General features: G+C 71.1%; 18 protein-coding genes and 2 pseudogenes. 3 read left to right on the top strand and 17 right to left on the bottom strand.

Going from position 1 to position 26504, the window contains the following annotated elements; genetic code table 11:
- Positions 1 to 183: 183 nt before the first annotated feature.
- The 3 genes and pseudogenes from OO70_RS47430 to OO70_RS51570 all read right to left on the bottom strand — a co-directional run.
- Positions 184 to 654 (bottom strand): annotated as a pseudogene (locus OO70_RS47430) (ribosome small subunit-dependent GTPase A); the annotation flags it as partial.
- Between the two features lie 520 nt (positions 655 to 1174).
- Positions 1175 to 1315, bottom strand: a pseudogene (locus OO70_RS57155) (IS701 family transposase); the annotation flags it as partial.
- A 128-nt stretch (positions 1316 to 1443) separates the two neighbouring features.
- Positions 1444 to 3573, bottom strand: a complete 2130-nt coding sequence (locus OO70_RS51570; RefSeq protein WP_051742355.1) for a sigma-70 family RNA polymerase sigma factor — start codon at positions 3571 to 3573, stop codon at positions 1444 to 1446.
- 256 nt (positions 3574 to 3829) lie between these two features.
- Here OO70_RS51570 and OO70_RS55060 point away from each other — a divergent pair, with 256 nt between their 5' ends.
- Together OO70_RS55060 and OO70_RS47455 are read left to right on the top strand one after the other, a co-directional pair.
- Positions 3830 to 6538, top strand: coding sequence for a pectinesterase family protein (locus OO70_RS55060; RefSeq protein WP_063749786.1), 2709 nt, complete (start codon positions 3830 to 3832; stop codon positions 6536 to 6538).
- A gap of 345 nt (positions 6539 to 6883) precedes the next feature.
- Positions 6884 to 7312, top strand: a complete 429-nt coding sequence (locus tag OO70_RS47455; RefSeq protein WP_043686899.1) for an ester cyclase — start codon at positions 6884 to 6886, stop codon at positions 7310 to 7312.
- 50 nt (positions 7313 to 7362) lie between these two features.
- Here OO70_RS47455 and OO70_RS47460 read toward each other — a convergent pair whose 3' ends face one another.
- A complete protein-coding gene (locus OO70_RS47460; protein WP_051742357.1) occupies positions 7363 to 8682 on the bottom strand; it encodes a LuxR C-terminal-related transcriptional regulator in 1320 nt (439 codons plus the stop codon).
- A gap of 344 nt (positions 8683 to 9026) precedes the next feature.
- Between OO70_RS47460 and OO70_RS47465 the strand changes: the two genes are divergently transcribed.
- Entirely contained in the window at positions 9027 to 9251 is a 225-nt protein-coding gene (locus OO70_RS47465; RefSeq protein WP_043686901.1) for a hypothetical protein, read from the top strand.
- 338 nt (positions 9252 to 9589) lie between these two features.
- On the opposite strand, the gene OO70_RS47470 is transcribed toward OO70_RS47465, so the two are convergent.
- The 13 genes from OO70_RS47470 to OO70_RS47530 all read right to left on the bottom strand — a co-directional run bounded on the left by OO70_RS47470 (position 9590) and on the right by OO70_RS47530 (position 26494).
- The gene (locus OO70_RS47470; RefSeq protein ID WP_051742359.1) at positions 9590 to 9874 is read right to left on the bottom strand and encodes a hypothetical protein; all 285 of its coding nucleotides are present in this window, start codon (positions 9872 to 9874) and stop codon (positions 9590 to 9592) included.
- Between the two features lie 44 nt (positions 9875 to 9918).
- Positions 9919 to 10890, bottom strand: coding sequence for a glycoside hydrolase family 25 protein (locus OO70_RS54260; protein WP_051742361.1), 972 nt, complete (start codon positions 10888 to 10890; stop codon positions 9919 to 9921).
- Between the two features lie 215 nt (positions 10891 to 11105).
- Positions 11106 to 11951: an AfsR/SARP family transcriptional regulator gene (locus OO70_RS47480; protein WP_078651863.1), complete on the bottom strand. Its 846-nt coding sequence runs from the start codon at positions 11949 to 11951 to the stop codon at positions 11106 to 11108.
- Positions 11952 to 12051: 100 nt separating this feature from the next.
- Positions 12052 to 13698: a hypothetical protein gene (locus OO70_RS47485; RefSeq protein WP_043686903.1), complete on the bottom strand. Its 1647-nt coding sequence runs from the start codon at positions 13696 to 13698 to the stop codon at positions 12052 to 12054.
- Positions 13699 to 13753: 55 nt separating this feature from the next.
- Positions 13754 to 17218 carry a hypothetical protein gene (locus OO70_RS47490; protein ID WP_043686905.1) on the bottom strand — a complete coding sequence of 1155 codons (3465 nt, stop codon included), beginning with the start codon at positions 17216 to 17218 and terminating at the stop codon, positions 13754 to 13756.
- A 9-nt stretch (positions 17219 to 17227) separates the two neighbouring features.
- A complete protein-coding gene (locus tag OO70_RS47495; protein ID WP_043686907.1) occupies positions 17228 to 17857 on the bottom strand; it encodes a hypothetical protein in 630 nt (209 codons plus the stop codon).
- 16 nt (positions 17858 to 17873) lie between these two features.
- The gene (locus OO70_RS47500) at positions 17874 to 18518 is read right to left on the bottom strand and encodes a hypothetical protein (RefSeq protein WP_043686909.1); all 645 of its coding nucleotides are present in this window, start codon (positions 18516 to 18518) and stop codon (positions 17874 to 17876) included.
- 8 nt (positions 18519 to 18526) lie between these two features.
- The gene (locus OO70_RS47505) at positions 18527 to 19144 is read right to left on the bottom strand and encodes a hypothetical protein (RefSeq protein ID WP_043686910.1); all 618 of its coding nucleotides are present in this window, start codon (positions 19142 to 19144) and stop codon (positions 18527 to 18529) included.
- Positions 19137 to 22781, bottom strand: coding sequence for a LamG-like jellyroll fold domain-containing protein (locus OO70_RS47510; RefSeq protein ID WP_043686912.1), 3645 nt, complete (start codon positions 22779 to 22781; stop codon positions 19137 to 19139). The genes OO70_RS47505 and OO70_RS47510 overlap by 8 nt, the downstream gene beginning before the upstream one ends.
- Positions 22778 to 24094 (bottom strand): baseplate J/gp47 family protein, encoded by a 1317-nt coding sequence (locus OO70_RS47515; protein WP_234337113.1) that lies wholly within the window; start codon positions 24092 to 24094, stop codon positions 22778 to 22780. The genes OO70_RS47510 and OO70_RS47515 overlap by 4 nt, the downstream gene beginning before the upstream one ends.
- Positions 24091 to 24540 (bottom strand): GPW/gp25 family protein, encoded by a 450-nt coding sequence (locus OO70_RS47520; RefSeq protein WP_043686914.1) that lies wholly within the window; start codon positions 24538 to 24540, stop codon positions 24091 to 24093. Before OO70_RS47520 ends, OO70_RS47515 begins: the two co-directional genes overlap by 4 nt.
- Positions 24537 to 24851, bottom strand: coding sequence for a hypothetical protein (locus OO70_RS47525; protein ID WP_043686917.1), 315 nt, complete (start codon positions 24849 to 24851; stop codon positions 24537 to 24539). The genes OO70_RS47520 and OO70_RS47525 overlap by 4 nt, the downstream gene beginning before the upstream one ends.
- Positions 24851 to 26494, bottom strand: a complete 1644-nt coding sequence (locus OO70_RS47530; RefSeq protein WP_043686920.1) for a hypothetical protein — start codon at positions 26492 to 26494, stop codon at positions 24851 to 24853. Before OO70_RS47530 ends, OO70_RS47525 begins: the two co-directional genes overlap by 1 nt.
- Positions 26495 to 26504: the final 10 nt, after the last annotated feature.

The raw sequence follows: 26504 nt of genomic DNA on the forward strand, positions 1-26504 counted from the left end.
CTGCCAGCTTGCTCCGCCTCACGCTCGTTCTCCGAGTAAGGAACAGCAGGAAGGCAGTTTGCCGCCCTGGCGGAGGGTGAGTGGCAGGAAAACACCGGCCGGATCGTCCATTGGATACGGCTGCTTTCTTAGGTGATCGACACCTCGCAGGGGCCGAAGAAGCCCAATCGTCCTTCAAGGCTGCGGAGTCACGCCCCTCTCCCAGGAGTCCGCCGCGTTATGCAGCAGTGCCTCACCACTCGAACAGGACGTGGCCACGGCCAGGAACCGCTCGATCCGCCCGAGGTCCAGTTCGGCCGCGAGCGACACACAGATGACGACGTGATCGATGTTAGTGGCCAGGACTTGACCCTCGGAGCGATTGGAGGACGTGGAGCGCACGAAGGCCGTGCAACGGGGCAGGAGCGCTCGTACATAGCGCGGTTTGCCGCCTTCGGGGTCGACTGCGACCCAGTCGCCCGTGCACACGACCTTCATCGGGTCCCGGGGCACGACGAACTCGGTGTCGGCACGGACGGTGCCGGACGGAGTGACGACGTCGCACAGGCCACGGTCGACCCGTACGACACGACCGGGCAGGAGACCCCGCTCGGCAAACGGGGCGAACTCGGCCTCCCAGTCCGCGTCCTAGCCGTACGGCTAGGACGGATACACGGAAGACGAGAGCGGACCCGGGAGAGAAGAGAAAGACAAGGGGTGACCCTTCACAAGGGTGGCCCCGGCACCGCGCACACAGACGCGGAAAAGGAGAGAGGTCAGCCGGAGACCACGGGAGTGGACTTCATGAACTTCCGGATGCAGGCAACGCCCATCACAGAGACAGCCATCGGTCACACCTCCCACGGCACGCTCAAGTCACGCACGGCACCACAGGGGTGACCGCTCGAACAACACCGACCTTAGAGATGTGCAGGCAGCGATGCCAGCGAATTGCCGCGCACCATGGCGCAACATGTCCACGTCTTCCTGTCGGGCCGCGGCCGCCCTGCGCCCACGCCACCAGGCCACCAGGCCACCGAGACCGGTCAGTAGATCGGCCAGGCCACGGCATCTTGGAGGAAAGGAATGAACGCGAGCTAACGTCCTCGTCACCGCCCCGGTCGGCAGTAACTCCCCTACGAGCTGTACGCGTCCAGTATTGACTGGCCCGTGATCGCGCCTCGTGGCGGCGTCGCCAGGCGGACCAGCTGAGCCGATGGGCGGAGCTGGTGCTCATCGAGAAAGGTCAGCCCTTTCTCACTCTGAAGGTCTCCTCCGCCCGCCTTCTGGATCCAGCCGCCTTCACCAAGGTGGTCAGCGGCACCGACCGCGCACTGTTCAGCGTGATCCGAGTGGCCCGAGCCCATCGGGTAGTAGTGCTCCACACGGTCGCTCAACGGCTGGAGTACCGGTCCCCTTGACCCGACGCCCCTCGGTAATGTCCGCGCCGCCACACGGCGGTGATCAGGGTGTCAACGTGGCCCCGACGGACGGGTCTTCGCTGTTGCTGAGGAAGGACGTGACGGGCAGTTGTCCGTCGTGGCGGCGTGGGGCGGTGGCCGAGTCGGCGTTGGCCGTGTGCAGTGCCGCCTTCGTCCAGCCGGACTGGTCCCATGAGTTGCCGGTGTGCTGGGCCCGGCCGCCGAGCCAGTCGTCGGGGTGGTTCGCCAGCGCGAGGTTGCGCTGGAGGTTCGCGGCGGAGTGGACGAAGGCGAAGCCGGCCGCGCCGTTGCGGTAGGCGGTGTCGTTGGTCAGCCGGGGTGTTCCCGAGCTGCCGGTCTCGGTGAATCCGAAGCCCGCGTTGTCCCAGGCGGCGCTGTTCGTGACGACGGGTGCCACCTGAAGTCCCGCGTCGCCGCCGAGTTTGAAGCCGCTGCCTCCGCTGGAGAAGGTGGCGATGCCCCAGCGGTTCACGCCGTTGCCGAAGGCCCAACTGTGCTCCACGGTCACGGCGTCGCCGAAGCCGCTGAGGTCCAGGCCGTCGCCCGAGTTGTCGTAGATCCGGCATCCCCGGACCCGGTTTCCGCTGCCGGAGCCGTCGTTGAGGATCAGGCCGTCGACGTATCCGCCGGTGGATCCGGTCTCGTGGTTGTCGTAGAAGTCGCTGTCGAGGACCAGGTTGTCGTGGGTGCCTGCGCCGTGGAGCACGAGTCCCGTGCGGGCGTTACCGTGCACGCCGAGCCGGGCGAGGACGTCGTCGTGGCAGGACGTGCAGACGTACCCGTTCCCCGGGGAACCGACGATCTCGATGCCCTGCACGGTGACGTGTCCGCCGCTCTGCGCGATGAGCGGGGCGCCGGCCGGGATGCGCGTTCCGTCGAACACGGGTTTCTCGTCGCGGTAGTTGCTCACCGTGATCCGGTGCCCGGCGGTGCCGGAGGACGTGAGGGTGATCGTCGTCGCGGGGTGGTAGGTGCCGCCGCGGACGGCGACCGTCTGGCCCGGGCGGGCCTTGGCGACGGCCCGGGTCAGCATGGCGAAGGGCCGGGCGAGTGTGCCGGGGTTGGTGTCGTCGCCGGTGGGGGCGACGTAGTAGTCGGCGATGGCGACGCCGGAGTACGACGGGTGCGCGGTCGTCGGGGTGGCGGACGGTGTCGTACCCGGCTGGTGTGGAGCTCCGACGGTGCGGTCCGGGCCCGGTGTCGGGCCGGATCCGTGCGCGTGCGGCGGTAGTTGATGGACCGTCACAACGATGACGACGGCGAGTGTCGCGGTGGTGCCGACGGCCACGGTCGCCGACTTCGCCGAGATGCGGGCCAGTCCGTGGTGCAGGGTGTTCAGCAGCGAGGACACCAGCCCGGGCGTCGCGGTGTGCTGCGTCACGAGGCCCGGGATGGCCACCACCAGCGCGGCCGGGACGGCGAGGGCGCCGATCCGGATCGGCAGGTCGTCGATCGACCGCCGGGCGACCGCCGCCCCGCACTGCGGGCACTGCGCCACATGACGCTCCAGCCTGACCAGCCGCCGCCCTTCGGGCACGCGCCGGCGTCCGCCCGCGAGGGTGTCGAGTTCGGCGCACCGCGGCCGGGCCCGCCAGGCGGCGAGCACCCCGACCGCGACTTCGAGCCTGGCCTTCATCCGCTGGATGCGTACGGCGGTGTGCGGGACGCTCAGGTGCAGCGCTTCGGCGACCTCGGCGCGGGTCAACTGCCCTGCTGTCTCCTGCCACCACAGCGCCAGCGTCCGGCGCTGCTCGTCACTGAGCCACCGGCTGGCTTCCAGCAGATCGCTGCCGGCCCGCGACAACGTCTGGCGGTCGACGGCGAGTTCGGCGAAGTCGCCGACGGGGTCGGGGACCTCGGACGCGTCGGCCACGTGCGTGTGGCGGGCGAGCGCGGTCTTGTTCCGGCGTCTGTGGTCGTGCATCTGCCGGATCGCGATGGCCACGATCCAGGACCGGAACCGCTCGGGGTCGCGCAGTTCGGGCAGGGCCCGCATGGCGCGCAGCATGGTCTCCTGCACGACGTCGTCGACGTCCGCGTGCCCGTGCAGGCCGCGCCCGACGATGTTGTAGATCAGCGGCAGATACTCGCCGAACAGGGCGGCCCGCGCGTCGGCGTCACCGGATCGTGCCGCGTCGACCAGGGCGGTCACGGACGGGTCGGCTCCGGGCGGACGGGCCGCCGTGTCGGTGCTGGGTCGTGCCGGAACCTCGCGCAATGCGCCCTCACAGAGTGATCCCTCAGATGGAGGCGGTCATGATGGCACAGGCGTGCGAACGGACCAAGATCGGGCAGGGACAGCCCCGTTCGCACCGCTGAAGGAAGTCCGCGGGAAATTCGTGGTGCCGAACTTGTTATGGCCCGCCGAGGTGCGTCGTCTCCGTGGTGACAGCGGAGAAAGGAACGGCATGTACCTCAGACGTGGCAGACGGGCCCGGAGCAAGCGGGCCCAGTGGCGCATCGCGGCGGCCGGCGGGGCGGCACTCGTCGTCGTGGGCGGTGTCGCGACGGCGGCCACCGTCGTCACGGGAACCAGTGGGCAGACGGCCGAAGCGAAGGCCGGCACCTACACGCTCACGGTCGCCAGGAGCGGGCTGTGCATGGATCTGGCCGGCAGCAGCGGCTCCAGCGGCGCGCTGATCCAGCAGTGGGGCTGCGGCCAGGGGCAGGCCAACCAGCAGTGGACCCTGGTCGACCGGGGATCGGGCAGGTTCGCCATCAGGTCCGCCGCGAGCGGGCTCTGCCTCGACGTTCCCGGCGCCTCCACCGCCGACGGGGTCCGGCTCCAGCAGTGGGGCTGCGGGACCGACCAGGCCAACCAGCTCTGGACGCTGAAGCCGGCGCGCGACGACACCTTCCAGATCGTCAACGTCAACAGCGGTCTGTGCGTCAGCGATGCGAAGGCGAGCACCGCGGCCGGTGCCGCCGTCATCCAGGAGACCTGCACCACCAACAGCAACAAGCGCTGGACACTCACCCCGGCCGGCACCAACTCGGCCGCGGCGAGCGCGAGCCCGACCGCGAGCACGGCCTCCGGCACGACGATCACGGTGGCCGCGGACGGTTCCGGCGACGTCACCACGGTCCAGGCGGCGATCGACAAGGTCCCGGCGAACAACACCAAGCCGGTGACCATCGCCGTCAAGAAGGGCACCTACCGGGGCGTCTTCACCATCCCCGGCAACAAGCCCTACGTCACCCTGAAGGGCCTCGGTGCCAGCGCCGCCGACGTCGTACTCGTGCAGAATCACGGGGCGAGCACCAAGAAGTCGGACGGCACGACGTACGGCACCTTCGGCAGCGCGACCGCCTTCGTCGACGGACACGACTTCTCCGCGTCGAACCTGACGATCTCCAACGACTACGACTACGCGGCCAGTCCGAGCCAGGCAGTCGCCCTGAGCCTGTCCGCCGACCGCGCGGTCCTCACCGACGTGCGGCTCCTGGGCCACCAGGACACTCTGCTCGTCAACGACTCCGCGCGGGCGTACGTCCTGAAGTCCTATGTGGAAGGCACCGTCGACTTCATCTTCGGCGGCGGCATCGCGGTCTTCGACCGCAGCGACATCCACCAACTGGGCAGTGGGGGATATCTCACCGCGGCCAGCACCCCGGCGACCCGTCGCTACGGCTATCTCTTCTACAAGTCGAACATCACCGGAGCCGGAGCGGCGGGCACGAGCAGCCTCGGTCGCCCGTGGCGCCAGGACGCGCAGGTGCTCTACCGGGAGTCCACCCTCGGGTCGTTCGTCAAGACGGCCGAGCCGTGGAGCGACATGTCCGGTGCCGTCTGGACGAAGGCACGATTCAGTGAGTACAAGAACACCGGAGCCGGCGCGACGGTCAACACCGCCCGCCCCCAACTGACCGACTCCCAGGCGGCCGACTACACCCCGCAGAAGTACCTGGCCGGCTCGGACGGTTGGAACCCGACCACCGCCGCCACCACGACGAGCCCGGCGTCCGGCACGGTCTGCAAGCCCATCGCCTACGGCGCGAAGGCCGACGGCACGGCGAAGGACACCGCGGCCCTGCAGAAGGCGATCAACGCCTGCGCGGGCAAGGGCACAGTCGAACTCACGGCAGGCAAGTACCTCTCGGGCGCCCTGACCCTGGCCGCCGACATGACGCTCCAACTCGACTCCGGAGCAACCCTGTTGGCCTCCCAGGACGCGGCGGACTACCCGCTGTCCGGCGGCAAGCTGACCCCGCTCCTCGGCGGCTCCGGGGTGAACAACCTGACGATCACCGGTGCGGGCACGATCGACGGCCAGGGCTCCCCGTGGTGGACCCTGATCAACCAGGAGAAGGCCGCGGGTAAGACACTTTCCTCGCGCCCCGGCCTGGTCTCCCTCAGCAACGCCTCGAACGTGAAGATCACCGGAATCACGCTGAAGAACGCCCCCAACGTCAACATCACCGTCAAGAAGGTCACCAAGTCCGCCATCGACGGCATCACCGTCCAGGCACCGGCGGACGCCCCCAACACCGACGGCATCGACGTGTGGTCGTCCTCCGGCGTCGCCGTGACCAACAGCACGATCGACACCGGCGACGACGACATCGCCATCAACTCCTCGGCGGAGGGCGGCCCGTCTCACGACATCTCACTGAGCGGCTGCACGATCCTGCACGGCCACGGCCTGTCCATCGGCAGCTACACGGCAGGCGGCATCTACGACATCGACATCCACGACAACACCCTCAAGGGCACCACCGCCGGAGTCCGGATCAAGTCCGCGCGAGGCCGGGCCGGTGAGATCCACGCCGTCACCTACAAGAACCTGAAGATGACCGACGTGACGACCCCGATCCAGATCACCGGGTACTACCCCTCGATCCCCGCGGACGGCGACGCCGCCCAGACGGTCACCGGCACCACACCGAACTACCACGACATCACCATCGCCAACATCACGGCGACCGGCGCCACCACGGCCGGCCAGATCGTGGGCGTACCGGAACAGCCCATCACCGGACTGACCCTGACCGCGGTGAACATCACCGCGAAAACGGGCCTGACCGTCCGCAACGCCACGGTGGGCACGACCTCCACCATCATCAAGCCGGCCTCGGGCCCGGCGTACATCGTGCAGAGCAAGGCCGCCGTCAAGTAGCGGCAGCGTGCTCCCCGGCCCAACCGTCGGGGAGCACGCCCCCAGGACAACAACCCCGGAAATCCAGGTCGCCTCGACGGCAACCAACGCACCCCCGGCGACCACTGGAGTGGACTTGATGAACTTCCGGATGCGGGCAGCGCCCAACTCAACGACAGCCATCGGTCACACCTCCCACAGCACAAGCCAAGTCACCGGCGGCAACGCACGGTTGCCGCTCCAACGGCACTGACCACAGAAGGTGCACGGGCCGGGACGCCACCGAATTACGCGCGGCCCTCGCGAGCATGCGGTGCACGGGCGGTCGCGTTGTGCTCTGCCGGGCGGTACTGAAGACTCGGCAGGGTGGATGCAGAGCGCAACAAGGCGGTCGTTCGCGAGTTTGACGAGTTGGGCAACGGTGGCGGCGATCTCGGTCGGCTGGATGCCCTGTGCACGCCCGACATGGTCAACCACGCGTTGGCGCCCGGCATGCCGACCGGTGTCGAGGGCACGCGGCAGTTTCTGTTGCGGGCCCGCCGTGACCGGCATCCGGCCCGCTGGGTGGAGTCGCACGTCGTCGCGGAGGGCGATCTGGTCGTCCAGTTCGGTGTGCGGGAGCACGAGTGGCCCGGCGGGACGTTCCGGGGTTTCGACGTGCCGAGCGGGACCTACCGGCGAGACGCCGCGTTCGCCTACCGGCTGGTCGATGGGCGGATCGTCGAACGCTGGGCGGTGCGCGACGACTTGGCGATGCTGTTGCAGCTCGGCGCGCTGAAGCCGCCGTCGCAGTGAACTCAGCTCGATCTCGGAGAACGCCTGCCGCGGCCCGGGGGCCTTGGTGCCTACTCCGAAGGCTGGTTGCCCAGGGCGTCGCGGAGGGCCGCTCGGGAGGTGATGCCGAGTTTCGGGAAGACCTGGTAGAGGTGGGCGGAGACCGTGCGCGGGGAGAGGAAGAGGCGCGCGGCGATCTCCTTGTTGGTGTGGCCGGCCGCCGCGAGTTGGGCGATCTGGCGTTGCTGCGGGGTCAGGGCGGCCAGGCCGGTGTCGGCGGTGGTGGAGACGGTGATGCCGGTGGCGCGCAGTTCGCGGTCGGCGCGGGTCGTCCAGGGAGTGGCGCCCAGGCGTCGGAAAATCTCGGCCGCCTCGGACAGATGACGGCGGGCGTCGGTGATCCGCTTGACGCGGCGCAGGTGGGAGCCGTGGCCGAGCTGAACTCGGGCCAGTTCGAAGGGGTGTTGGCCGGTTTCGGGAGCCGTGATCGCCTCTTCCAGGGCCAGATCCGCGGAGGCGCTCGGCGTCGTGAGTGCCTCGCCCGCCAGGACGACGAGGCGCAGCCTTGGGGAGAGGCTGTCCAGGTGGCACTCGCGGGCGGCGGCGAGATGGGCCACCGCCTCCGTGTCACGGCCGGTGTGGACGGCCGCCTCGATCAGGTCGTGGAACACCCACAGCGCGTGCGGTGCGTACGGGGCGAAGGTGCCCGCGGGGCTCACGGCCGAGGCTTCGCGGAAGGCGGTGTCGAACTCGCCGCGGCCCAGGGCCGTGAGAGAGCGGATGTGGGACGCGTACGCGGTGACGATCCCGGCCCGCCGGGGCGCGGCCCAGGTGTCCATGGCGCGGGCGGTGTCCGTGGCCGCCTGGAAGTCACCGCGCGCCGCCGCCAGCAGGGCGCCGGTGAGCCGGCCGGACCAGGAGAGGAAGTCGTAGCCGTGAGTACGGCACAACTCCAGTCCCTCGTCGGCCAGTTGCCGCGCCTCGTCCCAGCGGCCGGTGTGGAAGGCGTCCTGCGCGAGCAGGAACAGCGCCTCGATGGCCGAGGTGACCGCGCCGCCCTCCCTGCCGTGCCGGACCACCCGTTGAAGGGGCTCGCGGCACGCGGAGAGCCGGTCGAGGTAGGCGACGGCCATGGCCGTACGGACGGTACGGGCGGGGCTGACCTCGTGGTCGAGGGCGGCCACGGCGGCGTCGGCGCGGGCGAGGATCTGCGGGGTGTGGTGGGCCGGGTCGCTCAACGCCCTTGCGAGGAGCGCCAGTTCGTCCGACGGGTGTGGGGGCGAGCCGTCGAGGGCGTTGTGCAGCGGTGGCCACACCTCGGGGCCGCCGTACTCCGCGTACTGAAGTGCCTGCACGATGTCTCCCTGGCTGAGGTCGAAGAGGAAGTTCACTTCTTCCACCGTGCCTGGAAAGCCGTTCGCCGGAATGTGTCAGATGACTTAGGTGGGGTGATCCGCGGGGACGCCTCGCCCCGTGCACGCGGCCGACCGCAGCACGATGAGCGCCTGAGGGGCGGGCTCGGGTCGCCCTGGTCTAAAGAATCGAACACATGCTTGAATTTGAGCATGCGATCGCTTCCCAGAGACTTCACCCAGTCACAGCAGAAGTGGCGTGCCACCTGCCGCCGGCTCGCCGAGCGGCCGGGCCGTACCGGGTTGCGCCGGGGCGGGATTGAGCGGCTTCAGCAATGACGGGCCGGAATGCGGGGGCGTATGTCCCGGATGATTCTGAAGACATGTCCGGACCGATCCGTGTGACCGTGCATCCGCCGTCGCCCACCGGCGGCCGGCGTGTGCGGGTGGACGGCGAGATCCTCGGGCTGGCCCACAACGTGACCGATGTGTCGGAGTTCCTCCGCCGCGCCGGACTGGAGATCGACCCGGCGGAGGTCCCGGAGTCGCCGTGGATCGACTGGCGCGGAGTGGGGCCCGAGCGCTGGGGCCCGGAACCGATCGGCTGACGTACCCGCACGCCGACACGGACCGGGCCCGCCGGCTCTCGGGCCGCCACCGATCGATCTCGGCCAGAGCAGGAAGGGCCGGCGGCGAAGACGAGGCGGCCCGACCCTCTTTCGCGCACGGGCTTTCCTGGTCGGTGACGAAGTCGACCCCGTCCCCGGCACGATCAACACGCCCCGACGGCTTCTCGAGCCGATCGTGACGAGGCCCGCGCCCGGCTGAGACCGGCGAACTCGGCCCTGCCGTGCGGCAGTTCGGCGACGGAGAAGCGGCGGCCGAAGCCGTGCGGGTCGCCGTCGCCGACCAGCGGGAAGCCCTCGCACCCGCTCGGCGAGGTGCATCACGTCCCGCTGGGGACCACCGCGCCGGCCGTCGCCGGGTAGTCCGGCGGGGTCGCCCAGCCCAGCAGGATGCCGGCGACGGTCGCGAGCGGGCGGTTGTGGATTTTCGCCGCGAGGGTCTCCAGGAGACGGAACACGGTGTAGTAGGCGCCCGTCAGGACGGTGGTGACGACGCTGGCCACCGAGGCCGAGTCGAAGGTGACGCCGATGTGGATCAGGAGGGTCAGGAGGAGTCCGGCGACTATCGGTACGACCGTGCGCATGAAGCTGACGAAGAGGTTCACTGGGAGTGCTGCCTTTCTTCTGTGGCTCGCGGTCCCCGGTGCCGTCAAGGGGCGGTGTCGAGGTGGACGACGACCTTGCCCACGGCCGTCTCGATCGCCGCGGTGATGGACGAGACCAGGGCGGCGGGGTCGATGTTCTTGTCGAACGTCGCGATGGCGGAGGCCAGTTGGGCGATGGCCGCGCTCTGTGCCGCCTCGGTCGCCTGGACGGCCCGTAGCCGGATGTTGGTGTCCTTGATGTAGGACTGCAGCTCCCAGTACGGGTTGGTCTTCGCGTCGGGGGCGTCGGCCGGGGCGGCGATGAGGCCGTCCATCGTCAGCACCGCCTTCGCGGAAGCGGTGGCGATCTTGGCGATGTCGTCGGCGGTGAGCGGCATGTCGGTCTCCGTTCCGGCGGCCCACGTGCGCAGCGCGGACTCGCTCAGGTAGCAGATGGATCGGTCGAGCGGGGTCGAGGTGAACTGCCAGAACAGCGGCGTACGGCCGGCCGGGGCGGGCCGCGGGTGTGCCTCGGCCTGTGCGTAGGTCGCGGCACCGGACCAGGGGTAGGCCGGGTACCACAGCGGTACGTCCGCGGGCGCGTGGCCCGCGGCCAGGTCGCTGCCCGAGGTGTAGACGCCGACGCGCTGGCCGGGGAACGCGGCCTTGACCGCGCTGATCCACGCCTTGGCGTAGGACAGGATCCCGGCCGCGGTGACGCCCGCGTAGTTCGCTCCGTCGGACCGGCGTTCCAGGTCGAGCCAGTGGACGAAGCCGGGGCGGGCGTGGGGTTTCACGGCGGCCACGTAGTTGGCCGCCTCGGTGGTGGCGCTCTGGTTCGGCCAGCCGAAGTGGTAGGCGCCGGGGACGAGTCCGGCGGCGATGACGGCGGTGATGTGCGGGCCGAAGCGGGTGTCGTGGGTGTGCTCGCCCTCGCTGGCCTTGGCGAAGGCGAAGACGACGCCTTCGGCCTTGCGGGCGGTCCAGTTCTGGGGCGTCTGGTAGGCGGAGACGTCGACGCCACGGCATGTGGCCATGTCGGCATTCCCCTTTCGGGTCGTCGTTCCGGTCGCGGTTCCTGAAGGACGTTCGCTGCGGGCATTCGCTCGTTGTGCGTCCTGCGTCAGGGGGACGATGACAGGCACCCCGTGACCAGGACGTCACCGCCGCGTCAACGTGATCGGGCCCGGTGACGTCGATGTCGGCATCGATGTCACCGGGCCCGGATTCTGTATGCGGAGCGGTCGTGCGGCTATGCGGAGCGGTCGTGCCGTTCGGGTGTCTCGGCGATCGGCGACGGTGTCCGCGTCGCGCCCCCGGCCCGGCGCGGGATCATGCCGGTGAAGCGTGCCGAGGGTTCGATGCCGAGTTCCTCGCGGAGCAGGCGGCGGAACGCCTCGTAGTGCCGGATCGCCTCTACGACATTGCTCTCGGCCAGGTGGACGGTGACCACCGCGCAGTGGGCGCTCTCGCGGAGGGGTTCGATCGCGACGCAGGTGAGGGCGGCCTCCAGCGCGAGTGCGTAGCAGCCGCGCCGGGTGTGCCGGGCGCTCAGCAACTCCAGTGCGTGCAGCCGGAGTTGGCGCAGTCGCTCCCGTTCGGAGCAGATCCACTCCTCGTCCCAGCCGGGGAGGAGTTCGCCTCGCGCCAAAAGGCCGAGCGGCGGCAGCGCGTCGCCCGGATCGTGTGCGGAGCCGGTGAGGCGCAGGGCGGCCCGGGTGAAGTCGTCGACGTCGACGGACACGCCGTCCGCGAGGTACAGGGTGTCGCCGTCGCTGCCCACCGCCGGGTACCGCACCCGGCGCAGCCGCCAGAGCGTCGTCCGCAGGCTGCCCTGCGCGTGCTCCTCGGTGACGTCGGGCCACAGGGTTCCGGCGACCACGGAGCGGGGCGCGCGCTGGTGCAGCCCGAGGTAGGCCAGCAGCCGCTGCTCGTTCGCCGGGACGGCGATGCCGCCCTCCGCGCCCTCCAGCCGGAAAGCGCCGAACAGACGCAGCCTGGCGAGCGCCGGGGGCTGTCCTGCCGGTGCCTGTGCTGCCGGTGCCTGTTCTGTCGTGTCGAGTCTTCGTGGTGCCGCGGTCAGTTCGTCCCAGGCCATCGCCGTCCCCGTTTCCCCGTGTCGAGGTGACCAGAGTGAGGAGGCCGAACGGGGTCTGTCATATGCCGTTCCGCTCATCGGACCCGAAGTGGCCTCGTGGTCACGGGCTCGGCGGCACGTTGGGGTAGGGCAGCGTGAGGAGGTCGCCGGGCATGAGGCCCAGGTCGTAGAAGAGTTCACGGTGGATGGCCCAGGCGACGGTGTTCCGGGTGGCCTGGGTGAGCAGGGGGATCCGGTCGACCGCCACGAGCATCTGGGCGTACAGCGCCTCGACCGTCACCTGGGTGTCGCCGGCCCGGCGTCGCGCCATCGCCCAGTTCTTCCAGTGCTGGTCGAAGGTCGCGTGGACGAAGGTGGGGAGCAGCGTGGTGGGGGCGTTGCCGCGGCTGTAGCCGGTCACGTCCCGCAGGAAGGAGGTCGGGCCGAGGTGCGCCGACTGGACCTGGCCGCCCGATACTCCGTAGGCGCCGCGGACATCGGACGCGTCCGCGTGCCGCTGCACCGCGAGATCCACCGTGCCCGGCGCACCCTGCGGCCCGATCAGCCCCGCGGCCCGGGCGTCGACGGCCGCGGTGGCGGGGCCGGTGCCGCTCGGTGTCGCCGACGGCACGATGGCCAGTTCGTCGCTGATCTGCGCGAACGCCTCGTCGGGTCCGAGCGGGGCGACCGTCAGGTCGAATCGCCGTACGGCGGGCGCCGATTGCCGTACGGCCAGCGGCTGTTGGGCTTCCTGGACCGGCTCCGGTGTCGTCGTGGGCGGCCGTCGCGGGCTCGGCGACGGGCCCTCGGCGGGGACGGGTGCGGATGCCGCCACCCTGGTCGCGGGCAGCGCGTTGTCCACGCCCGTCATCGCCCGCTCCATGCCGAGGCGGAGCGCCAACGCCCTTGTCCACGCGGAGAGTCCGCTCGGTGGGAGGGGTCGGGCGGACGCGGTGGCGGTCGAGACGGCGGGGGGCGCCTCTGGCACCACCGCTTCGGCTACGGCGCGCTGCGGCGGGTCGGGGACCTCGTCGGGCCGGGCGGGGCTGATGCGTCCCGCGCGAGGGGACACCGTCCCCGCGCCGGCGACGACGAACGGAGCGATCCAGTGCTGTGTGAACTCGTGCGCCCGCGCCGTCCGGAAGGCCTGGGCGTTCACCTGGTCGAACGTGACCGGCCGGTGTCGCTGTTCCTGGAGCAGGAGCCAGCCGCGGATGGTCGCGGAGAGGATGAAACCGCAGCGGTCCCGCTCGTCGACGGCCTCCTGGTACGCGGGCCCGAGCGCGTCCCGCCGTCCGAGATCGAACCTGTGCATGGCGTCGAGGTAGGCCTTGGCATCCTCGCGCCGGAGGCTCTCCCTGATCTCCTCCGCGCGTCTGATGGCCTGGTTGAGGCGTGCCGTCCAGTACCTGTGCCAGATGTCGTACATCTCGTCGGCCGTGAGCGTGTTGTGCGGATTAGCCGGATCGCGCGGCGACAGCTGCGGACCGGGGGCCGCTGCCCCGGACGGGGAGACGACCGGTATGCCGACCGGGTCGCCGTTCTTGCCGTAACTGGGTACGGCGTAGCTGTCGCGGTCGGTGCCCGCGACACGCTCGCGTGGCCGGGGACGGGGGCTCGCCTGCGGTGGCGCCGGCTCCCCCGGTGCGGCGTCGCGCAGCGCGCCGCGGATCGCGGCCACGACCGTGGCGCTCAGCCGTCGGCCGTCCTCGGCCGACAGGCCGTCCGGCACCGTGATGTCCGTGGGCAGGTGGTAACGCCGTCGCATGGCCTTCGACCTCCGGGGTGGGGACGACATCGGAATCTCGCGCTCGGTCCGGTGTTCAGCGCACTCGGCTTCCGGCGATCAGGCGATAGACCGCACTCGTGTCGTCCGCCGTGATCTCGAACACGATGTCCGGATGGAGTGCGCTGAGCCGGCTCAGCACCCCGGCCCGGGAGCCGCCGCCCAGCCCCGCCGCGCAGATCGAGCAGACCTCCTGGTCGACGCGGATGTACACGGTCCTTCCGCGCGCGGCCTCGCGTTCGGCGGTCGTCAGGCGGGACAGACGGGCGTCCAGTTGCTGGCCGAGTGCCTGCTCCGCGTGCCCGTGGGCCTGGGGGACCACGACGCCTTCCGGCGGCCTGATCTCGTGTGCGGGGTCGTACGAACCCAGGGCTCTGGGCGATCCTCCGGAGAAGCGTTCGCCGCTCAGCGCGGGGATGTCCGACCGGGCGACCGCGACCGTCCCCTCGTAGCCGGCCGCCGCCTTGGCGGTCGGTGGCACGCTCTGCTCGCCCGCCGGAGTCTTACGGTTCTCCCAGCCGGCGCGCTCCCGGGTCGAGGGTTCGCGCAGACCCGCCTCCTCCAGGCGGCGCCGCTCGGCCTCGACGGCGGCGCGTGCCTCGCCCAGGTCCGCGCGGAGGCTGTCCTGCATCGCGGGGTCGGTCGGCCGTTGGGGCTGGAGGGGTCTGCGCCGTCCGCCCCAGCGTTCGTCGAGGTACTCCCTCGCGACCGGGTCCTGGGCCTCGCGGGCGTGCAGTTGCTCGTCGCTCGCGTGCTCGTACCAGCTTCTGGCCTGCCCTGCCTCCGGGTCCGTCGCGGCGGCCTCTTCGAGTTGCTGTCGGGTCTGCCAGCGGGGTGCGGCGTCGCCGCTCGGGTGGGGGGCTGGGGCAGCCGCCGGGTGTTCCGGGACGCCCCCAGTCCTCAACTCCCCTCCAGGAGAGCCCACTTGGCCGCCGATGGACTCCGCCGCCTTCCCCTCGGTCCCGATCTGCGTCGGCGGGCGCCAGGCCCGCACCTCCGTCAGGATGTCCTCGAACGCGCCCTCGCCGGCCGATCGTTGGGCGGCGAGCCGGTCGACGTACCGCATGACGGTGGCCTCGTCCATCCTGGCCGTCGCGCCGAGTTCGACGACCTCCCTGACCCGCTGGAAGGCGACTTCGAGTCCGGCGCGCTCGGCGCCGGTCAGTCCCGTCACCTCGCCCATGAGCGCGAGGAGTTGAGCGTCCTTGCGGAGTTGGGTGAACCTCGTCGCACCCGTCCTGACCGCGTAGTACAGGCCCTTGAACAGCGCCGTCGGGTCACCTCCCGCGAAAGCCCGGCCGAGTGCCTGGCCGGCCGCCCGCTTGAGGTCGAGCGCTGCCGCCGCGTGAGCCTGGAGCGCCGCCTTCACCTCCGGTCGTAGTCCTTCGGCCGCGTCGATCCTCGCGGTGAGCGTCCTGAATCGTGCCGCGGCGGACTCGGCGTCCGTGGCGGCGGCGAACTCGCGCAGCGGCGCCTCCAGCGAGGCGAGGCCTTTCGCCGACGCCTTCAGCAGCGCGGCCACCGTGCTGTTGAGGTCGAGCGCCGCCGCCGCGACGGCGATCCCGACCCAGACGAGCGACGGCTCGTCGTCGAGGAACAACAGCCGGTATTCGACGGCCTGTTGGCGGTACTCGTCGATCGCCTCCACGACCTGGTAGGTGCTCACCAGGGTGTTCGCCAGCAGCACGCCCGCGGCGACCCATCCGCCGCCGGGCACGAACACCGCGAGAGCCAGGGCGAGGGTGCCCGTGACGATGGCGGAGAAGACGTGCGTCGAAGGCTTGTGGTCGCGGATGATCCAGGCATAGATCGTGTCGTCCTGCACGCCCTGAAGTCTCTTCGCCGCCTTGACGAGATTCGGCTCGCTGAAGACGCGTTCGGACTCCCCCGGCGTGAACTCGCCACGGGCCGTCGCCGTGTCCGACAGCCGCTCCTGGACGATGTCGAGCAGGTACCGCTGGGCGGCGGGCGCGTCGAGGCCGGTGAGCTTCCTGCGGCCGGTGCCCCGGCCGAGTTTCCGGGGGTCCACCAGCGGGTCGCCGCCGGAGCCGGTCACCACCGCCTGTTCGGCCGAGGCCCAGGATGTGTCGGCTGCCGCGATGTGGCGCTCGACCTCCTCCGAGTTGGCCTTCAACTGCCGGACGGGCAGCGCCTCGGCCTGCTCCAGCAGGCTCTCCGCCAGCGACCGCTGCGCGGCGGCGTTCGCGTAGTCGCCGGCCGCCGTGGTGTTCGCGATGCCCGCGAGCATCCGCTCGACGTAGCGGAGATCCTGAAGCCTGTTCCGTTCCTCGTGGAGGGTGTGGTCGTAGCGGGCGAGGATGTCGATCCCGAGGGCGGCCGCCTCGGTCCGGAAGCGGAGCCGGTAGGTCTCCATCGCGTCGACGAACGCCCGCTCGTGGGCGAACCCGTGGCGTGCCAGGGATGCCGTCAACTGGGCCTCGACATCGATCAGTTCGCCGACGCGGGCGGCGACCTCGACGGCGGCCGCGGCGTCGTCGGCGTACGCGGTGCTCGCCCGCAGCTCGTTCCTGCGGGCCCAAAGGAGGTACAGGTCCTCGCAGCCGAAGAGCGTGCTCGCCGCCGCGTCGGTGCGGCGCGCGTCGGACCGGTGTTTCCGCTCGGCGGCCAGGTAGCGCTCGACGGAGGCGTCGAGTTCGGCCCAACTGGTCGTCGTCGAGGCGACCTTGGCGAGGTAGTCCGTGCGCTGGGCCGCCGTCATTGCGGTCAGTTTCCGTGCGAGGCGGAGCACGGTGGCGTAGTCCTTCGGGGTCAACGGGCGGCCGCCCGCGAAGAGGATCTTCCTGACGTCCTCGGGCAGGGCGGAGATGTCCCGGCGCAGCTCGTGCTCGTGCAGGGCGTCGGCCCGTGCCGCGCGCCAGCGGGCTCGCAGGGCTTCGTCCTCCGGGCCGGTGCCGAGCCTCGTGTCCGGCGCGAGCGCGTTGTCCCGCCAGAACCTCGCGTCCGCCGCCGCGTTGATCTCGGCACGCTCGGACTCGGACAGGCGGTCCATCGCGGTCCGCGTGACGTCGGTGACGGGCAGCAGGAGGAAACCGCGCCGGACGTCCGCGGCGGTCGCCGACCTGCCGTGCGGGTTCCGCCAGTGCCACAGCGGAAGCAGCCGGTCCACCTCCCGTTCGTCCGTGGCCCCGTAGTACTGCCGGACGAACTCGCGCAGCAGCTCCGGCGGCGACATCACCCGCTTCACCCTCAGCCGGAACGGCACCGGCGCGCTCTTCCGTACCGGGACCGCGACCGGGTCGCCGTCGTGGCCGTAGGAGGGGATCGCGTATCCCTCGGCGGCTTCGCGGTCCGGGTCGTACGGGTCGCGGATCTTCGTCGGCGGGGCGGTGCGGTGGCCGTGCCAGTCGGACAGGAGGCGTTCGGCCTCGGTGAGGCGGGCCGCGACCGCGCGGGTCAAGGCCCGGCCCGCCGCCTCCAGTTGGTCGTCGGTGGGCACCCCGACGATCCGGAGGGTGATGGGGACGTGGCACTCGATCCGCATGGCGCCGGCTCAGCTCGCGGTGTAGGCGAGTTGGACGGTCGCCAGTGTCGTCGCGCCGAGACCGTTCGGAACGGCGCTCACCGTGGCGACGACGCAGTACCGGTAGTTGTCGGTATCGACCGCGCCACGCGCGACGTCGACGGGCACCGTGACGTCGTACGGGTTGGTCAGGGCGGACGTGTCGCTGCTGATCTCGGCCAGCGTTTGTGGCGTCACCCTCGCATCGATCAGCGGGGTTCGGGTCAAGGCGATGCTGAGCGTGACAGAACTGCCCGAGTACAGGCCCATGGCGCGGAGTGAGACCAGCCGGACGTTCGCCGGCAGGCTGAGGCCCATCACTCCGATGGCCCCGGTGCTGGTGTCCGGGGTCACCGCTCCGGTCTTGTCGTAGAACCACCTTCCGCGTGCGACCGAGACGAAGTCGAGGCCGGGCGTGAGCAGTTGCCGATCGGTCGTGCCGCCGACGGTCTGGGCGAGTTCGGCGTTGATCTGGCTGACCACGGCGGCTGCCTGGTGCAGGTCGCTGCTGATGGCGTCGAACCGCACGTTGAAGCCCCGCGGGCCGTCACCGATGATGCGGTCGGCGTTGTCGATCCAGTCGAAGGGATCGAAGGTGGGCGTGTAGCCGAGGTTGGTCATGGGTGTCCCTTCCCGGTCAGGACGGCGGTGCGAGGGTGAGATGGACGGCCTCGATCGACATGGTGCCGGCCTCACTGGTGCTGAAGGCCGCCGTGAAGACGTAGCGGAAGACGGTCGTGTCGATCAGGGCACGCGACGCGGTGACCGGTATCTGGAAGTCGAAGCCTCCGTCGCCGTTGACGAGGGTGAAGGCCAGCGTCTCGGGGGTCGCGGGTGGGACGACGAGCCTGAGCGGCGTGCGCGCCAACGAGACGTTGCTGCTGGTGGCCAGGCCACTGTCGTTGATGGAGCCCACGACGCGCAGCGATGTCAGCCGGAACCCGTCCGGCAGGGACAGGTTGGTCACGCCGACAACGGAATCGGGCGGTTCGCTGATCGTCGCCGTGGCCACCCCGTCGGCGTCATAGCTCCAGGGGTCGCTCAAGCCGACGGCTCGCAGGACCGGCGTGAAGCTGAGCCGCTGCTGCTGCGGGGGTGGAGGGGTGTTGGACGCATCGATCGCCGCGCCGATGTCGGCCACCACGGTGGACAGTTGGCGCAGGTCGCTCGCGATCGCGTTGAACTTCCCGTTGAACCCGCCCGGCCCGGCCGCCGTCACCCTGGACTTGCGGTCCTCCCAGGGGACGTCCTGGAACGTCGGGGTAAAGCTGAGGTTGGCCACGATGACTCCTAACTGCTGGTGTAGGCGATCTGGAAGGCCGCGATCGTGACCGGGTTGGCGGTGAACCCGACGGTGGCCTGGATGAGGTATCGGAACGTCGCGGTCGCGGTCGTGGCCACGGCCGGATCGACGGCCACGGTCTTGTCGAACGGGTTCGTGTCACCGACCATCGAGGCCAGCTCCTCCGGCGTGCCGCCCGGCATCGGAACCCGGGCCAGGGAGATGGCCGCCGTGCCGGTCGTGCCGATGCCGCCCTGACCCTGGCCCGCCGCGCGGAACGAGACCAGTCGGACGTTGTCGGGGAGCGCCACCTCCATCACTCCGGACACGACTTTGTCCACCGCCTGGGCCGCGCCGCCGACGGTGATCTTCCACGAGTTGATGGCCCCGCTGACCGGCATCAGCGTCGGCGGCAGGGTCAGCACGTGCTCGACCGGGCCCGTACCACGCTGGTCCACGGCCGCGTCGATCTCGCCCACGACGGTGGACAGTTGACGCAGATCGCTCTCGATGGCGCCGAACCGGGCGTTGAAGCCGTTCGGTTCGCCGGCCCTGACCCGGTCGCCGTCGGGGCCGTCCACGAACTCCTTGTGGACGAAGGTGGGTTGGAACACGATGTCAGCCATCGGCGGGCCTCCTCGCTCGGGGCGGCAGCGGGCCGCGGGCACGGAACCTCGGGTACGTGTAGTCGGGGTTGGCGTGTGACAGGTCACCCTGGAGTTCGACCACATGGGCGCGGATCGCGGCGGTGTTGACCTCCACACCGACGGGATGCAGCACGTTGAGGATGTTCATGATCAGGTCGTGCTGGTCCTTGGTGATGACCGTCGTCGGGGTGTCCAACTCCGGCCGCAACCGCACCTGGAAGGTGTACGGCACCGCCCGCCCGTCGATCAGATAGCTCGCCTGCACCCAGGCCATGCCGGCGGCGTCGGCCCTCAGGGTGACGGTCTGCTGGGTGCTGGACGCCACGGTGATCGCGGCGGTGTCGAACGTCCCCGATGCCCAGCCCAGGCGCGGCCCCTCGCCGGGGAACTGGCCGATCAGGCCGGCGGCGGCGAGGGCGGCGGGCGACGGGTTCGCGGTGAGGTCCATGGTGGCGCCCTCGTCCAGTTCGATGACGGCGCCCTGCTCGACGCCGGCGGGCCCGCGCACCGAGACGAGTTGCCCGGGGGCCTGGCGCACCTCCAACTCGTCGCCGCTGCGCAGGAGATACCCGAATCCGACCGCGAACGCGACCCCGGCCAGCGCGCCGGCGTCCAGGGAACTGTGCCGCAGCCCGAGCCGACGCCCTTGCGCCGCGGCCGGATCGGGAGGGTCACCGGTGTCGTCGAAGGCAGCGGTGACCGTGAGCCGTCCCGCGACCGACCGGCGGTCCAACTCGGCGAGCAGGGCGTCCAGGAGTTCGGCGACGGCGAGTTGCACGAGATGGGCGGCGTCGCTGCCGTAGTCGACCCGGGGGTCGTCGTGGCGGACGAGGAACGCCGCGTCGAAGTAGGTTCCGGGGCGTTCCACGCTCGACGCGGGCACGCCGGGCGTCCCGTCAGCGGCGATGGAGGCACCGTCGTCCAGGCCCGCAAGCCCGACCCGCAGGTCGCGGGTCGCCGACGCGGAGACGGTGTGCCTGCCCCGGGCCGCATCGGCCTTGACGATCAACTGCCCGGCGGCAGTGGCAGCCAGCGCCGCAGTCCGATGCCGGGACCCGGCCCCGCTCTCCGGCGTCAACACGGCCCGCCCGGAACCACCGGGCACCACAAGCCAGTTCAGGAACGCGTCGGCGGGGGGTGCGGGGCGCAGGGAGAGGGTGACGGCAGCGCCCTGGTCGAGGTCGGTCGGATTGGGGTTGGGTGGGGTGGTGGCGGTTGGGGCGAGGTCGACGGGAGCAGCTGAGTTCGGGGTGGCGGCGGTTGGAGTGGGGTCGGCCGGAGCGACGGCTGCCGAGGTAGCGCCGGTTGGAGTGGCGCCGACTGGGGTGGCGCCGGCCAGGGGCGACTCGGCCGAGGTCGCGGCCGCGCCGGTCGGGGCTGCGTTCGTCATCGCCGCGTCCGTCGATGCCCCCACGGCCGGAGCAACGCCGGTCGAGGCAGCGGGAGTTGGAGCGGAGTCAGCCTCAGTAGCGTCGATCGAGGCAGCATCAGCCGGAGCGGCGTCGGCCGGGCCGCTGACAGTCGAGTGAGCGCCCGCCGAGCCAACAGACCCCGGATCAAGGGCAGTTGGAGTGTCGCCAGCCGACGCAGCCTCGGCCAAGCCGGCATCAGCCGCGACGGCATCGCCCGAAGCACCGGCAATCGAGCCGACGCCCGCCGAGCCAACGGCGCTCGGGCCAACGGCAGTTGAGATGACATCGATCGGCGTGACATCGATCCGGAAGTAGTCCCCGAGTGCGATCGCCGCGTAGACCTCCCCCGCACCGGCCCGATACGCGACGTAGTCGAAACCCGCCCGGTGGGCCAGCGCCGCGAGCCGGCCCAGGGGTACCGAGCTGTGGCCGAGGAGCACCGCCCGGCCCGTTGCCCGTAGGTCGCCCGCCAGGGGGTCGTAGGCGGCGGCGACCAGCAGGCGGCCGGGCGGTGCGGTCTCGGCGCCGGCCAGGGTGACCAGCCGGTCGAGACACTCGGACACCCCGACCTGGACCAGGTGCGGGTCGGCCGGGGCTTGCGCCGGGGTGAAGTCCACCCCGGCATGGTCGTAGCGGAGGAGGTAGGCCGGGTCGAACGTGTCCTCCTGGGCGGCGGTGCCGACCGCGCTCGCCTCGGTCGTCCGGCGGCGTCCGGTCGCGTCGATGCTCTCGCCGGGCAGCAGGGCGTACGGGCGGATGTGCACGAGCCGGGTGCCGCGGGCCAGGGTGGCGTTCGTGTCGTCGACGACCAGCGCGTCGGGATGCCCGCCGATCGGTCCGGCGAGCCGGTTGAGGAGGGCGGTGAGGTTCGCCGGGGTCGGCAGGGTCCAGCGGCGGAACAGTTCGAGGCGGCGGCGGTAGTGGTCGTCGCCCTCGCCGAGCGCCGGCGCGAAGTCGGTGCGCGCCGCCGAGCTGATCCGTACCTCGTCGACGACTCCCCGGAAGCCGCCGCCGGCCGCGCCGATGCGCAGCGGGGCCGGGCCGGCCACCGCGCCGAGCGGGAACAGGAACCGCCAGTCGCGCAGCCGTCCGTCGAGGTAGAGCCCCACCTTGTCGCTGGTGCGGTCGAGCACCGCCGCCACGTGCGTGAACGCGTCGGTCGGCAGGGTGGTGTCCGCGAACAGGGTCACGTCGTGGTCCGGGTCGCCGTCCCCGATCGTGAACCGTACGTTGCGGGCCAGGCCACGGCCGAAGTCGCCGACCGCGAACTCCCAGCCCGGGCCGGGTATTTCGGGGTCGGTACGACGGCTGAGCACCGGCCCGTCGGGGTCGGGAGCCGGGTCCGGGCGGACGAAGCACTCGAAGGTCGCGTCGTCCCGCTCCCCGATGTCGAACGTGGCGTCGGTGGCGACGACGACCGCCGCGTCGGCCGACCGGAACCCCATCGCCCGGCCGTACCTCCCGGGGAGGCCGGTCTGCACCGGGCCCTGGAGCACCCCGTGATGCGCGGTCCGGCCCGGGTACGCGGCGGTCGTGTCCGCCACCTGCGGGGTGGCCCCGGCGTCGTCGTCGAGGTGGTACAGCGCCACCGTGTCGGGGTCGAAGCCGTAGGGCAGCGCGGGGAAGCGCGGTACGCCGAGGTCGGCGCCGATCAGGTCGAGGCTCAGGCCCAGGGCGGACGGCAGGTGCCGTTGGGCGAGGGTCGTGGCCGCGTGGCGCCGCAGTTGGTCGCGTTCGGCGCCGGTCACCCACAGCAGCTTGGCGGTGGTGCCGAGCAGCGCGGTCAACGTCCAGCAGTCCTGGGGGCTGTTGTCGGACGGCGTCGGCACCATGGTGAGCAGAGTCAGTCGCGCCGTCGCGGTCCTGGGCTGCTCCAACAGGAACGAGGTGCCGGTCACCGTCCCGGCCGGCACGGTCAGTTGACGGTCCACGGCCCGAGCACCCGGCTCCTGGTACGTGAGCGTCACCGTGGTGTCGACGTCGATGTCCCGGGTGGTGGTCAGGACGTAGGCCGGCTCGGGCGGTACGCCGAAGCGGGCCTCGTGGTCCGTGAAGTCGTAACTGTCCACCGCTGCTTGCGAGCTGGTGGAGAGCCGCAGGCGCAGGGAGAGGGTGTCCGCGCCACGGGCGAACGGTGTGGTCAGCCGGCGTGCCATCGTGGTGACGGCGAGCACGGGTGCCGGGGTGACGGCCTCGGTGGTCATCCGGTCACCACCGTGACGTCGAAGGCGTCGCCGTCGACGACGAAGGTCGCCAGTTCGGTCGGGCCCATGACCAGGTTCTCGCCCACCGCGCCCTCCGCGAGCACGCGTTGGAACGGCACGTCGCCGAAGGTGATCCGGCCGAACGCGGCCGGTGCCCGGCGCAGATGCAGCCCCTGGACGTCGAGCACGCCCGGCTGTTCGACGAAGGCGCTGACCACCTGCGCGTACAGGACGTCGCCGCCCAGGCGCAGTGCCGCGATGTCGGTCGCCAGGCGGCGGCGCACCGAGGAGAGCAGGGCGACACCGTCCGAGCCGGGCGCGATCACGAGGGTCGCCCGGACCCCGACCTCGATGTGGTCGGCCTCGACGACGTTCGCGTGGATGCCGATCGGCCGTACCGCGTCGACCGCCGCGCTCACCCGCTCGAAGACGCCGGGCACGGGTCCGGTCGTGTGCCACGGCCAGCGGAAGTCGTGCGCGACCACCACGGTGAAGAAGTACGGCTGCCCGACGCGGCGTTCGCTGCTGAAGGCCCGCTGGTCGAAGTTGAAGAGGTCGAAGTAGCTCTGCGACACGTCGACTCCGCCGAGCGGGTCGGAGAGTACGACGTCCAGGACGCCACCGACTCCGAGGGCCGCCTGCGCCACGGCTTCGACGGTCCAGAGGTTGCGGGCGATCCCGAGCAGCCGGCCGCGATAGGTCCCGTCCGGTTCGACCTCGGTGCCGCCGGTCGTCGCGGCCCGGTTGGTCACCGTGAAGTCCGCGGGCCCGAAGTCGGCGAGGTAGATCGACCGGTACGTCGGGTCGATGCCGGTGATCGTGCCGGCGTCGACGTCGCCGTCGGGTCCCGGCTCGAACGCCACCACGCCGACGTCGGCGGTGGGGGTGCGCGTGTCGAGCACCACCGGTGCCACCGTGCCGAACGCGCGGGCGGGCTGGTCGGCGGTCACCAGGATCGCCCCTTGGGGAAGGACGTAACTCCGGCCCTCCACCTCGTCGTCGAGCGTGACACTGACCGTGCCGGTGCTCGCCAGGGGCGCGCGTTCCAGGCCGGTGTCCTCGCCGAGGAGGTCGAGGGTCGCACCGGTCGCCGTGGACACGAAGTTGCCGTAGTACAGGTCCTCCAGCCGTTTCCACAGTTCGCCGTCCTCGGCGGCGGCCGTCTCCAGGATCTTGCGCAGCGCGCTGGTACTGGTCAGGTCCGCTCCGGGGAACGCCGCCCTGGCCCGGTCGAAGGACTCGCTGAGTATCGCGTCGACGGGTTTGAGCACGAACCCGTCGGCAGTCACCCCGTAGTCGGTCACGGTCGTCATACCTCCACGTTCACGCGCAGCGTGACCGGAACCTCGGCCACCGTCTCCAGGTCGGCCTCGACCGTCCAGGCGCGGCGGACCTGCGCGGCGCGCGCCCGGTCCACGGCGCCGGGCCCTGCGGCCAGCCGTTCGGGATCGTCGTCGAAGGTGACCTGCCGGACCTCGCTGACCCGCGGGTCCGTGCCCAGCGTGCCGACGAGGTTCAGCTTCAGGAGCTGCTTGACGACGGGGGTGCCGTTCGGCTCGGTGAACGCCTGGGTGACGTCGAGGCCGTAGCCCGTGTTGAAGCGGTCGGACCCGAAGGGTGTCAGGACCCGCAGGGTCAGGGCCTGGGTGAGGTTGGCGATGCCGCTCACGTCGGCCAGGTCACCGCCGTCGAGTACGAGATCCCCGTCGTCCACGCGCAGGCCGTGCCCGAACGGGTCCGGGGAGGTCGGCGATGTCATATTGCCTCCAATTTCGTCTGGCCGGCCGAGACGACCGACCAGGGTGACGCCGTCAGGGTCGATCCCTGTGCGGTCTCCAGTGCCACCGGTTCGCCCCCGGCCTTCAGCGTCGTGGCGAGGCCGGTGTCGACGGAGGCGACCGCGCCGCAGGGCGGTTTGTTCGGGCAGGCGGGGACGGTCGCGGTGAGCAGGTCGGCGCGGGTGAGGACGGGTTGGCCGTCCACGGTGAGCAGGTGTCCGCCCGGCACGATCAACAGCGGTGCGCCGTGCGGGCATTGGAGCGTGGCGGCGGCGGTGAGGACGGCGGGCATCACGACACCGCCACGGCGGCACCGTCGAGGTTCAGGCTGACCGTGCCGTTGGTCAGCTTGATCGGGTGGTTGTTCGTGCTGATGGTGACCGCGCCGTCGGCGTCGACGGTGATGGTCGTACCGCTGTGGTGCTCGATGGTGATGGTGTCGTCGGCGGGCGGTGTGGGCCGGGTGCCCACCTCGGGCAGCAGGTCCTTGCCGACCACGATGTGCAGGCCGGTCGTCTGGACGACCCGGCGGCCGCCCGCGTCGGTGAGGTCGTTGGCGCCGGGGCCGGTGGGCCGGCCGTCGTCGCCGAGTGCGGTGGGCAGTGCCAGCCAGTAGTCGCCGGGTTCGTTGGCCGGGCGCCGGGTCGCCGGGTTGTCCGGCCACAGGAACCCGGTCAGTACGGCGTCGTTGACGGTGCCCCGGTTGTGGGCGAGCAGGGCGCGCATGCCGGGGTACACCGGCACGACCAGGCCCGTGCGGTCGAACGCGAACACCGAGGCGATCGGCTTCTCGTGCATGCTCGCGCCGGTGTCGACGGGGCTGGCCACGCTGGGCGCGACCACGCCGGGGTCGGGGACCTGGGCGTAGTGCAGGGACGCCAGGTGCTTGGCGGCGCCGGCGGTGTACTCGGTGACCTCGCCGACGTCGATCGCCGGACGGTTGTCGTGGGCCCGGTCCACCATGCCCTGCCAGCGGTCCGCCACCACCTGTACGCCGGTGGTGACTTGGGCCCGTTCGCCGGCGCCGGCCGCGATCAGGCCGAGTTCGGTGGTGTATCCGCCGGCGGTGGTGAACCGGTGCACCACCCGCGACAGCCGCAGCGTGCCGTCGGGCACCCCGGACAGTCCGCTGATCTTCGCGACCTGGCCGACACGCAACCCCGGATGTCCGAGCACGGCCAGGTTGACGGTGGCCCGCACCGGCGGCGACAACTCCCCCGCGGTGTCCTCGCCGTAGGAACTGTCCAGCCACACGATGTTGGTGTCGGGGTCGAGCACCACCGGCGCCTTGTCGTTCGCCGCGCCGACCGAGGCACCGAAGTAGACCGTGCCGTCGCGGATCACCAGCGGCGCGTCGCCCCGCTCGGCCAGGGCACGCAGCGCGTCCAGCGTGGACCGGCTGCGTACCGTGAAGCCGCTCAGGTCTCCTGGCAGCGTCGATCCCGCCGCCACCGGCACGCTCAGGTTCCCGGCCAGTTCGCGGGCGAGCAGTTCCGCGGTCGTCGCGGCGGGGCTGCCGACGGCGGCCCCCGTGTTGCGCAGCAGGTAGCCGGCCTTCTCCTGACCGTGCAGCACCGTACGCGCGTAACCGTCCTGGCCGACGTTGCCGGAGACCCGGGTGACCCGTCCCTTCAGCACGAGGCCGCCGTCGCCCGTCCTGGTGGACAGGTCGTCGAAGTAGCCGAGCCGGATCGCGACGTCGACCGGCGTCCGCGCCTGGACCGCTCGGATCAGGTCGGTCACGTCGGTCGGCAGGTTGATCAGCGTGACGTCGAAGGTGTCGGCGGCGGCGCCCTCCGTCATCGTGACGGTGATGTCCGCGTCGAGCACGAAGGAACCGGTCAGCACGTCGTTGGACACGACCACCGGCAGTCCGGGTCCGCCGGGTGCCAACGGCGCGGAGATCTCCACCTGGTAGCGGATGACGAAGCTCATGTCGCCGCCT

The organism is Streptomyces xylophagus (assembly GCF_000716435.1).
Lineage (GTDB): Bacteria > Actinomycetota > Actinomycetes > Streptomycetales > Streptomycetaceae > Streptomyces > Streptomyces xylophagus.

Excerpts from the sequence above, each read along its gene's own strand:
- OO70_RS47495 (WP_043686907.1), bottom strand. The coding sequence starts at position 17,857 with ATGACCAACCTCGGCTACACGCCCACCTTCGATCCCTTCGACTGGATC.
- OO70_RS47515 (WP_234337113.1), bottom strand. The coding sequence starts at position 24,094 with ATGACGACCGTGACCGACTACGGGGTGACTGCCGACGGGTTCGTGCTC.
- OO70_RS47505 (WP_043686910.1), bottom strand. The coding sequence starts at position 19,144 with ATGGCTGACATCGTGTTCCAACCCACCTTCGTCCACAAGGAGTTCGTG.
- OO70_RS47520 (WP_043686914.1), bottom strand. The coding sequence starts at position 24,540 with ATGACATCGCCGACCTCCCCGGACCCGTTCGGGCACGGCCTGCGCGTG.
- OO70_RS54260 (WP_051742361.1), bottom strand. The coding sequence starts at position 10,890 with ATGGCCACATGCCGTGGCGTCGACGTCTCCGCCTACCAGACGCCCCAG.
- OO70_RS47510 (WP_043686912.1), bottom strand. The coding sequence starts at position 22,781 with ATGACCACCGAGGCCGTCACCCCGGCACCCGTGCTCGCCGTCACCACG.
- OO70_RS55060 (WP_063749786.1), top strand. The coding sequence starts at position 3,830 with ATGTACCTCAGACGTGGCAGACGGGCCCGGAGCAAGCGGGCCCAGTGG.
- OO70_RS47530 (WP_043686920.1), bottom strand. The coding sequence starts at position 26,494 with ATGAGCTTCGTCATCCGCTACCAGGTGGAGATCTCCGCGCCGTTGGCA.
- OO70_RS47485 (WP_043686903.1), bottom strand. The coding sequence starts at position 13,698 with ATGCGACGGCGTTACCACCTGCCCACGGACATCACGGTGCCGGACGGC.
- OO70_RS47465 (WP_043686901.1), top strand. The coding sequence starts at position 9,027 with ATGTCCGGACCGATCCGTGTGACCGTGCATCCGCCGTCGCCCACCGGC.
- OO70_RS47525 (WP_043686917.1), bottom strand. The coding sequence starts at position 24,851 with ATGCCCGCCGTCCTCACCGCCGCCGCCACGCTCCAATGCCCGCACGGC.
- OO70_RS47480 (WP_078651863.1), bottom strand. The coding sequence starts at position 11,951 with ATGGCCTGGGACGAACTGACCGCGGCACCACGAAGACTCGACACGACA.
- OO70_RS47490 (WP_043686905.1), bottom strand. The coding sequence starts at position 17,218 with ATGCGGATCGAGTGCCACGTCCCCATCACCCTCCGGATCGTCGGGGTG.